Source organism: Deinococcus betulae, from assembly GCF_020166395.1.
In the GTDB taxonomy this organism is placed as follows: domain Bacteria; phylum Deinococcota; class Deinococci; order Deinococcales; family Deinococcaceae; genus Deinococcus; species Deinococcus betulae.
In genome coordinates, this window is sequence record NZ_JAIQXU010000057.1 from 1 (window position 1) to 8,944 (window position 8,944).

Below are 8,944 nucleotides of genomic sequence, written 5' to 3' on the forward strand. Positions count from 1 at the left end.
CGCGGCGACCACGGCGGCCACCCTGCTAGGGGGCGGGGGCCTGCTGGCGGCGCTGGGCGTGTTCCTCAAGGGCCTGCTGAGTGGGGCCACCGGGCAGGAGAAAGATACCCGGGACGGCTTGGCGCAGCGGAACAAGCTGCTGGAAGATCAGGTCGATCAAGTCGAGGCCCTGGCCGCGCGGCGCACCGAGCACCGTGACCGCTGGCGCTATCTGGCGCTACAAGCCCGACTGGAAGCCGAAAAACTCGGCTATGACCGCACGCTCTGGCCCCCTGATCCCGTTGAGGGAGGTTCCCCATGATCACCGCTGCCCAACTCCGCCGCATCCGCCCCGAGACCAGCCCTGCCGACGCTGAGGTGGCCGCCCGCGCGCTCTCCACCGCAGCCGCTGAATTCGGCATCACCACCCGCCTGCGCCTGGCGGCCTGGCTGGCCAACATTGCGCACGAGTGCGGCTACCGCAACGTGCGCGAGAACATGAATTACAGCAACGCCGCCCGTCTGGCCGGCATCTTCCGCACGGCCTTCAAAGGCAGCGCCGCCGCCGCCCGGCCTTACGTGAACAACCCGGTGGCGCTGGCCAACCGTGCCTACGCGAACCGGCTGGGCAACGGGAGCGAGGCGAGCGGTGACGGGTGGCGCTTCCGGGGCGGGGGGTACATCCAGCTGACCGGCCGCAGCCTGTATGCCAGTTACAGCCCGGCGGGCGTGAACCTGGCGGCGCACCCGGAGCAGATCGAGGACCCGCTGACCAGTGCGCGGGCCGCCGCCAACTACTGGGTCAAACGGGGCTGCAACGGTCCAGCCGACGCCGGCGACATTGCGGGTACCCGGCGCATGGTCAACGGCGCGGCCATGCTAGGGCTGGCCGAGGTGCAGACCTACTACCAGCGCGCCTTGAAGGCACTGCGGGTCGTGGAGGCGCCGCCTGCACCCAGTCCCCCAGCGCGGCCGGAGCAGACCAGTCTGTGGGTGCAGGTGCTGGACACGGCGGGCCAAGCCATCCCAGGCCTGGTGGTGAGCGTCATGGTCAGCCCAGACGGGCAGCTGCTGGTGGGCCGGGATGGCAAACCGAAGATCACGCGGGTGCCCGAGCACCGCCTCGGCGAAAGGAAGGTGTGAAGATGGATCTGCAACTGCTGTCTGGCTTGGGTCTCCCAGGCCTGCTGTTTCTGGTGGCGTTCGTGCTGGCGCAGATCGCGCTGGTCGAACTCGTGAAAGTGGTCCTGGCCCGCGCGGGGCAAGTCCTGCAGGGCCTGACCGTGATCGGGCTGAGTGCCCTGCTGGGTCTGGCGCTGGGGTGGCTGCTGCTCCAAGGTGTGGCCGGGGCAGCGGGCATTGAACTCGCGCGGCCCTGGCGGGGGATGGCCCTGGGCCTGGTGCTGGGTCTAATTGCGTCGGGGTGGGTGAGCTACCGCAGCCGGCAGAACGCGGCGAAGGGCGTGCCGACTGATGTGCTGGCCGAGATGACAGCGGTGCTGGCCCAGGTGGCGGCGGCGCAGGCCTCGACGCTGCCAGTGCCCGCCCCTGCAATTCAAGAAGAGGAGCTGCGGCCGATGGATGCCGAGGACGTGCTGCGCGCGACCGGCGAGTGGCCCGCCGTGCCCGGCCTGGACGAAGCCCCCCTAGACCGGGGTCACCCATGACCGCGCCAACGCCCCGCGCTTCGGGCTTCAAGCAGGGCCAGGACGCGACCGTGACCTTCAACGTTTCAGGGGTCACGCTGCCGAGCGGGACCACCGTGCAGGCGCAGCTGCGCACGCGGCTGGGGAGTGAGGTGCTGTACGACATGGGGCAGGGTGCGGTCGTCACTGGGCAGAGCGTCACGCTCAAGATTCCGGGCGTGCAGAGCAAGGCCTGGACGCCGAAGGCCGTGGAGTTCGAGCTGGACAGCACGGTCATCTTAATTGGGCCAGCACCAGAGCGCGCGCACCTCGCGGCCTTTGATCTGGTGCTGGTGTGGCAGGCCAGCTACACCCGGGGCGGGGCATGAGCGACGTGATCGTGAACGTGACGGTGCAGCCGGGGCCAGCGCTGGCCATCGGCGTGTCGGTGACGCCTGGTCCCGCCGTCACGATCGAGGTGGACCAGGGCGGCGCTGGCTCGACGGGACCCACCGGGCCACAGGGGCCGACTGGGGCCGCAGGGTCTACTGGTGCCACCGGATCCACGGGTAACACAGGCCCGACCGGAGCGGCGGGGGCGCCAGGTGGCACCGGTGCTCCAGGGCCAGCCGGTGCGAATGGCAGTCCTGGGGTAACAGGCGCAACCGGCCCAATGGGTCCAGCAGGCGCCACTGGCCCGGCAGGATCAACTGGGGCTCAAGGGCCTGCAGGTGTTGCTGGGTCAACCGGATCTCAGGGGCCAGCTGGCGCTGCTGGTGCCACCGGTCCAACTGGAGCCGACGGCGCGGGCGGCAGCATGGGCCCGACCGGTGCTCAGGGCGTTGCCGGACCAACAGGACCAACGGGCACCCCAGGTGCTACCGGCAGCCAGGGGCCCGCAGGCCCAGCGGGGAGCACCGGCACTGGCGGCCCGACTGGGGCCACGGGTGCGGACGGCACACCTGGCGTGGCGGGCAGCGCGGGGGCGACTGGCCCCACAGGCCCGACTGGTGCACAGGGGGCAACTGGGGCCACTGGCCCACAAGGCGCACCGGGAGCTACGGGCTCTCAGGGCAATCCCGGTGTCACCGGGAGTCAGGGGCCCGCAGGCGCCACCGGCTCGCCGGGTGATCCTGGCCCACAAGGCGCATCAGGGGCCACTGGTCCTGCAGGCGCTACCGGCCCTCAGGGCAATGCCGGCGCCGCAGGCTCAGTGGGGGCTCAGGGCTCGACTGGGCCAGCTGGGCCGACCGGCGCCACCGGGGCCACGGGCACGCAGGGCAACCCTGGGGCCACGGGCGCCACCGGCCCTGCCGGGAGTGATGGTGCGGCAGGAACGGCCGGTCCCACCGGCCCGACTGGGGCAACCGGCGCACAGGGCCCAGCAGGCGCAACGGGAGGCGTAGGACCGACCGGCGCCACTGGGGCTCAGGGCGGTGTTGGTGCAACCGGAGCCACCGGCCCTGCAGGTGCGGACGGCAGCAGCGGTGGAGGCTCGCTGTCCCTCTTTGGCCCAGGTACAGACGGGGCGGTCACGCTGGCCAGCAACACCACCCTGACGCGGGACATGTACTACAGCGCCCTGACCGTGCCTGCCGGCATCATCCTGACCCTGAGCGGCTACCGCATCTTCGTGGCCGGCACTTTGACCGTGAACGGAACCATCCGACAGAACGGCAGCGGTGCCCAGAACGCCAGCAGCGGCAGTGGGGGCGCGAGTGCGGGCACGCTCGGCAGCGGCACCACTGGGGCGAGTGCGAGTACGGGCGTCGCGGTGGCTGGGTCCGGTGGCACCAACACGCTGGGCGGCATCGGCGGGGGCGGCGGCAGTGGCTCGGGCGGGGCGGCCAGTGGGGCCAACCTGAGCAATCCCACGGCGGCCCTGGGCGGGAATGAACTGCTGTTTAGTCCGCTGTGGGGGCTATACCCCCTGCCTCTGGCGACCACGACTCGGCATAACGGCGGAGCCAGCGGCGGGGCAGGGGCTGGTGACGGCACCAACTCAGGCGGCGGCGGTGCGGGTGGTGGAGGCGTCATCGTGATCTATGCGCAGACCGTGACGGGCAGCGGCCGGATCGAGGCCCTGGGTGGGGTGGGGAACTTCCGCACGGTGGGCAACGTGGGCGGCGGCGGCGGCGGCGGAGGCGGCGTGATCTACCTCGTGAGTACCACCATCAGCGCCTTCAACCACCTGCCGAATCAGGTGACCCAGACGCAAACGACCACCCTGGGCGGCGTCACGCTGGATGTGAGCGGCGGCAATGGGGGTGCAGGCGCAGGCACCGGGACGGCCGGCACGGCAGGCAAGGCCGGGCGCATTGTGCTGCACAAAGTGGCGGCTTGATCCCCACAGACAATTTGCGCCAAACACTTGCCCCCGCTCGCGCTTCGGCGTGGCGGGGGCTTTCTTATTAATTGTGATGAAGGTAATACTCTTCTGCTTATTTGATACTAAATTTGGGAGCAAATTGCCCGAAGTCCAATAGGCCACGGATGTTTTCCGGCTTCACAATAGGTGCATGACCCTTAGCGACCTATGCTTTGCGATCTTCTTTATCCTAATCACTTCAGCCTTGCTTAAAGCGCATTCTTTGAACAGCGCTGAAGCCACACTGCTGTTCAAGGGAATGTTGAGAGATATGCGAATTCTGACCTTAGCCGGGCTGACTGCAGAGGTGCTGATTAAAATTTTTGGAAACCACTAGAGCTTTCGTCAACAAAAGAGGTGGGACTATAGCGCAAGCTTGCTCTCTTTCTCAAGGCACGCTCGTGGCCCATCCGTATGGACATCCGCTTCCACCGTGTACCGCTGCGGCCATTTCTCGGCCTGCCAAGTCTCTGCCTCTCGGGTCCACATCAGTACCTGCCCGGCATCCTCACCCGCCGCCGTGCGGGCCGCGTGGGCGGTGGCAAAGGGGCCGAGGCGGCGCAGGACTTCACCGGTGGTGGCGTAGGTGATCAGGAGGTAGGGCATAAAACTACATTCATCCCTATATCAAAAAGGAAACTAAGTCTAAAGTTGTGCTGCGATCTCACTCTATTTCCAGCATATTGGATGTTGTAAGTGATCCAGCAGGTTGCACTGTCAAGATTCGGCTTTTCATCGTCCCCTTACCTGAAAAATGGAAGGTATTCTTGACACGTCTTGCCTCTAAGAAGAGAATCTCCATTTCAGTTTGTAGATTCACTACACATTCCGTTAAATCAAGCTGTCTAGTATGTTTAATCAATATAGGATGGTTATTTTTGAGCCCCTCTCTTTTAATCATCTTTCCGGTATCAGAATTAGTGCTGAATGCTACATCTATAGAAGATGGTAACGGGCTTTCCATAATAGCGTCATTCATTTGACGGAGAATATCATCTATTTCCTTTGTATGCTCCTCCGGTAATTTTATATTATGCGAGTCAAAACTTGAATAGTCTTCAACATATTTACCTAGATTTTGATACATAATTTGTGAATGTCCCAAGAATGATAATTGGATTCTAAGTCTATTTTCCGATTCTCCTATATCCTTATTCCATATAGAGCCATCTACTAAGACATAGTCATCTTCTACCTTAAATGTATCTGAATCAGAATAAGTTATTACAGTCCCCTTGGGTATAACCAATTGCATGTTATCCTGTGCCAGTCTGCGCATTATTCGTAGAATTGTTCTAAACTGGTCTGGCATGACCCTGCCATCTGAATCAAATTTCAAGTTGATTTTGACCTGCAAAGTGTGTATCCCTTTCGGTATCAGCTTCAAAGAGACATGGGCATTTTGATTCCCGAGACTTTCATGAATATCAATCTCTATAATGTGTGACACTGGTCCGAGCTTCATGTGTGCACTGCAGTGCAGTTTGGACTCTTCTCCTGCGTTTAGACGTAGTCTAACATCCGTTTCGACCAGTGCCTCTCGAACTTCAACCCTCAAATCTTTTGCCGGTGGCAGAAGCCAGTCGTCTAGCTCTTTAAGTCCGTAGCTCATAGAAAGCTCGTCTTCATTGGAGGATAGGGATAGTGAGTCGCGCATTCCCCCTTCCTGCCAACGCTCCAAAGCCTTAGCATTTTCACCCATTAGAGAAATATGCAGCAGCGCTTTACCGCTAACTTTTGGGCGCTGACCCTGTTTAACGGTTATTTCCATATCCTTCTGTCCAGCGCGTATCAGTAAGTCAGAGATGTCATGATTGGCACTAACACCTGGTGCTTCTCGCCGACGCTGAGCGTCACCAACCAGCTTTGCGAACTCAGGCATCTGTTGTACCAAATATGTATTAAGTTGCATTTCGCCTGTCAATCGCTCATTAGCAGTTTTGCCTGTGACCTGTACGACCGCAGCCAAAAGTGCATGAGTAACAAGTAGTGCCTCTAGATTCTGCGGGTCTGTAACTCCAGAAATTTGAACGGCATCCGTAACAGTCGAATGTATTTCCTTCAAGCTTTTCAGTCTAGAAATTTTTTTAAGGACGCCGGCATTTTTAACACGGTTAAATAAATCATCTGCCTGTTGTCTGGTAGAACATGTTGTCTGAAGGTTCTCTCTGATTACTTTTAGTGCCTCTCTCCGCGTCCAAGGTGCGAGTAAGTGCGGGATTATTGAGTTGATAAACGCCCCCCCAGCAGGTCCAAGGAGCTTCGCGGCAGCTGTTGCAGAGATCATATTTATACTTTATGACGGAAAAATTGAGCGACCATATTTTGCAGACGAAATTCAGGGTGGATGATCATCTGTAGATGTCTGGCTAGTTGTCGGCCAGTGCGGGGGCCAGCCCCAGGGGATGAGGGGGTTAGTCGGCGCTGAACAGTGGGCCGAAGGTGGGCTCTTCAGGCGCCGTCGGCGCTTCGGGCGCCTCTTTGTTCGCCCGGTTGCCACGGGCACGCACCGCGCCTCGGCGACCAGGAACGCCCAGCATCTTCTGGAGGGCTTCCATCGTCGCCCAGCCCCCCTCCGCGACCATCGCGCAGAATTCGTCCAGCACCGGAATGCCCCGCTCCGTCACCATGCTCGTGATACCTGGAACGTTCTCCAGCACGAAGGTTTGCGGCTTCAGTTCCACGATCAGGCGCGCGAACTCGAAAATCAGACTGTTGCGCGGGTCCACCACGTTCCGCTTGCCCGCCGTACTGAAGCCCTGGCAGGGTGGCCCACCGAACAGCACATCCAACTCGCCGGGCGCCAGTTCCAGGGCCTTCAGGACCTGCTGGCCGCTGAACTTCCGGATGTCCCCGAAGAACACGTGCTGCGTGCCGGGTATCTCAGGGTGGTGACTGATCCAGCCGCTGCCCGCCGTGGGCAAGAGGTCCAGCTGGTGGAGTTGCTCAGGCGTGAAGTCCTCACCCGCGTCCTGCGCCTGCTGGACGTCCTTCTTCCAGCGCTTGGTCTCGCGCAGCAGCTGTGTGTTCAGCCGTTCGGCATCTTCCGGCGTGGCCCAGTGCAGTTCCACCTGGCCGTAGCGGCAGAGATTCATCATGTAGGTGATCGTGGCGTCGGCGGCGTATTCGAACATGCCGATGACCTCGATGCCAGCCTGCTTCATGCCGCAGCTGAACCCGCCCGCCCCGGCGAACAGGTCCAGGCCCAGCACGCCGGGGCCGTAGCGGTGGCGTCCCTTGCGGGTGAGTTGCTCGGGCACGATCAGGCCGCTGCGGACCTGGGTCCAGTGGCGGCCGTGGCGCTCGGGGTGAGGCACATACAGGCCAGCAGCAGTGCGGTTCAGCGTGGCAGTCATCAGGGCCTCCTCAGGCGACCTTGGGGTGATGGGGGGCGCGGGCACAGGCAAACGCTTGGCGCTCGGCGGGGGTGGTGCCAAACGACTTCATGCGGCGCCCGTGCGCGGAGTCATCCAGTACAGTCAGGGCATGATCTTCATGCAGAGCGGACCAAGGCTGTTGAGTCTGGCCGGCTTGGGCGTGGCCATCCTGGCTGTGGTCCTGACGTGGTCGCACGTGATCCAGGGCCCGGCGTACGTCATCCTGGCCACCGTGGGCATCGCGATGATGGTCGGTGCGGACCTGTGGTCGGTGTGGCTGCGCCAAGCGACGTGGCGGGCGGTCCTGGGCCGGGTCCTGATTACGCTTGCTGCTGTGGGCCTGGCGGTCTGGCTGGTTGATCGGTGACATCCGCCCCACCTCACGACGACCGCAGCACGCGTGGCCCAGCGCCCAGGGCCGGCCGGCGCGTCTCCGTGAGGGGGTCCACGCTGGCGATCGCGCGCCGCATGCGGTCCAGTTCGTCAGCCGTCATCGTGCTGGGCTCGTCGCTGGGTGGCCCATGCAGATCGTTGGCGAGGCAATACGCACTTGTGGCGCGGTCCAGATGGTCTGCCAGCGCCTTCCGGTGGCGGGTGAATTCGGCCTTGATCTCCAGGTGCTGCGCAGTCGTGGCCTCAAACCACAGCACGCGGCTGCCTTCTTTCCGGTAGTTCGCGGTGCCACGGGTCTGGGTCACCATCGCCCACACCTGAATGAGCAGCGTTTCTTCATGCTGATTCTTGATGCCGTACGTGTCATAGACGCGGTCCTGCGGAAAGACGTCCTGATCAGTCAGGCCAAATTCAGACAGAATCCGCTCGTACTGGGCCTGTGCCGCCCGCTTCTCACCACCGATGCCCCGCTCTGCCAAGGCCCGCAGCTTCAAGAGCTTGGTCCGGATATCGTCTGGCAGCCTCACAACCCACCGCCAAACAGCCACTCGTCCGCCGCCGGCTGCGTGAAGAACACGTCGTCCCCCGTGCGCTCATCACCCTCCCAGCCGTTCGGCCAAGTGCCCAACTCAATCAGTTCCCGAATGCGCGCCTCTTCCTCCGCGTTCAGCAGGTCCAGCGGGTGTAGGCCCTTCGCACGGGCCGCCGCATTCACCTCGTTTTGAATCCTCAGCACCACGCCCAGCCCGTACAGCCGGGCCTCAAACGTCAGGGGTCCCATTCGCCCGTCCGGTTTGCGCAGGCGGTACTGCGGCACCCGCAGTTCCTCCCACAGAGCGCGTAGGCGCAGCACGGGCCGGAAGTGCGCCCACTGCGGCAGCTCCACAATGGCTTCGAGCGCTACGTCCCGGCTGGCCAGCGGGCACGCCATACACCCGGTGCGCGCATTGATCTCCGCCGCCTCGTCCCCACCGTAGGCCTCCGCCAGCAGCTGCGTCGGGTACCCGTGTTGCATCCCGTGGTCCTGACCCGTCAGCCAGTCCCAGACGTTGCATACGCGCCAGTGTAGTAGGGGTGCGAGTTTGTCCACGCCCTTCTCGTCCTGATGCTGGTACCAGCCCTGCCCGCATTCGGCGCCGTCTTTCCCGCAGCTCAGGGCAATGCGCTGGTCACGCTTGGCGGACTCCCCCACCCGCACGCCG

At 62.9% G+C, this 8,944-nt stretch carries 12 protein-coding genes; 7 read left to right on the top strand and 5 right to left on the bottom strand.

Going from position 1 to position 8,944, the window contains the following annotated elements:
• The 6 genes from K7W42_RS22300 to K7W42_RS22330 all read left to right on the top strand — a co-directional run.
• On the top strand, positions 1-301 hold a 301-nt coding region (locus K7W42_RS22300), incomplete at its 5' end, for a hypothetical protein (RefSeq protein WP_224577575.1).
• On the top strand, positions 298-1,122 hold the full coding sequence (locus K7W42_RS22305) for a glycoside hydrolase family 19 protein (protein ID WP_224577577.1): 825 nt from the start codon (positions 298-300) through the stop codon (positions 1,120-1,122). The genes K7W42_RS22300 and K7W42_RS22305, both read left to right, overlap by 4 nt.
• Positions 1,123-1,124: 2 nt before the next feature.
• On the top strand, positions 1,125-1,646 hold the full coding sequence (locus tag K7W42_RS22310) for a hypothetical protein (protein ID WP_224577579.1): 522 nt from the start codon (positions 1,125-1,127) through the stop codon (positions 1,644-1,646).
• The gene (locus tag K7W42_RS22315; protein WP_224577581.1) at positions 1,643-1,993 is read left to right on the top strand and encodes a hypothetical protein; all 351 of its coding nucleotides are present in this window, start codon (positions 1,643-1,645) and stop codon (positions 1,991-1,993) included. The genes K7W42_RS22310 and K7W42_RS22315 overlap by 4 nt, the downstream gene beginning before the upstream one ends.
• Positions 1,994-2,817: 824 nt before the next feature.
• Entirely contained in the window at positions 2,818-3,948 is a 1,131-nt protein-coding gene (locus K7W42_RS22325; RefSeq protein WP_224577598.1) for a collagen-like protein, read from the top strand.
• A 175-nt stretch (positions 3,949-4,123) separates the two neighbouring features.
• Entirely contained in the window at positions 4,124-4,309 is a 186-nt protein-coding gene (locus tag K7W42_RS22330; RefSeq protein ID WP_224577583.1) for a hypothetical protein, read from the top strand.
• Between the two features lie 26 nt (positions 4,310-4,335).
• Here K7W42_RS22330 and K7W42_RS22335 read toward each other — a convergent pair whose 3' ends face one another.
• From K7W42_RS22335 to K7W42_RS22345, 3 genes are all read right to left on the bottom strand, one after another.
• Positions 4,336-4,578 (bottom strand): hypothetical protein, encoded by a 243-nt coding sequence (locus tag K7W42_RS22335; RefSeq protein WP_224577585.1) that lies wholly within the window; start codon positions 4,576-4,578, stop codon positions 4,336-4,338.
• Positions 4,579-4,636: 58 nt separating this feature from the next.
• Positions 4,637-6,259 carry a hypothetical protein gene (locus tag K7W42_RS22340; RefSeq protein ID WP_224577587.1) on the bottom strand — a complete coding sequence of 541 codons (1,623 nt, stop codon included), beginning with the start codon at positions 6,257-6,259 and terminating at the stop codon, positions 4,637-4,639.
• 127 nt (positions 6,260-6,386) lie between these two features.
• The gene (locus K7W42_RS22345) at positions 6,387-7,328 is read right to left on the bottom strand and encodes a DNA cytosine methyltransferase (RefSeq protein ID WP_224577589.1); all 942 of its coding nucleotides are present in this window, start codon (positions 7,326-7,328) and stop codon (positions 6,387-6,389) included.
• A gap of 130 nt (positions 7,329-7,458) precedes the next feature.
• On the opposite strand from K7W42_RS22345, the gene K7W42_RS22350 reads away from it, so the two are divergent.
• The gene (locus tag K7W42_RS22350; RefSeq protein WP_224577591.1) at positions 7,459-7,716 is read left to right on the top strand and encodes a hypothetical protein; all 258 of its coding nucleotides are present in this window, start codon (positions 7,459-7,461) and stop codon (positions 7,714-7,716) included.
• Positions 7,717-7,729: 13 nt separating this feature from the next.
• On the opposite strand, the gene K7W42_RS22355 is transcribed toward K7W42_RS22350, so the two are convergent.
• Both K7W42_RS22355 and K7W42_RS22360 read right to left on the bottom strand, forming a co-directional pair.
• Positions 7,730-8,269: a hypothetical protein gene (locus K7W42_RS22355; RefSeq protein ID WP_224577595.1), complete on the bottom strand. Its 540-nt coding sequence runs from the start codon at positions 8,267-8,269 to the stop codon at positions 7,730-7,732.
• A partial coding sequence (locus K7W42_RS22360) for an adenine nucleotide alpha hydrolase family protein (RefSeq protein ID WP_224577596.1) occupies positions 8,266-8,944 on the bottom strand: 679 nt, incomplete at its 5' end. The genes K7W42_RS22355 and K7W42_RS22360, both read right to left, overlap by 4 nt.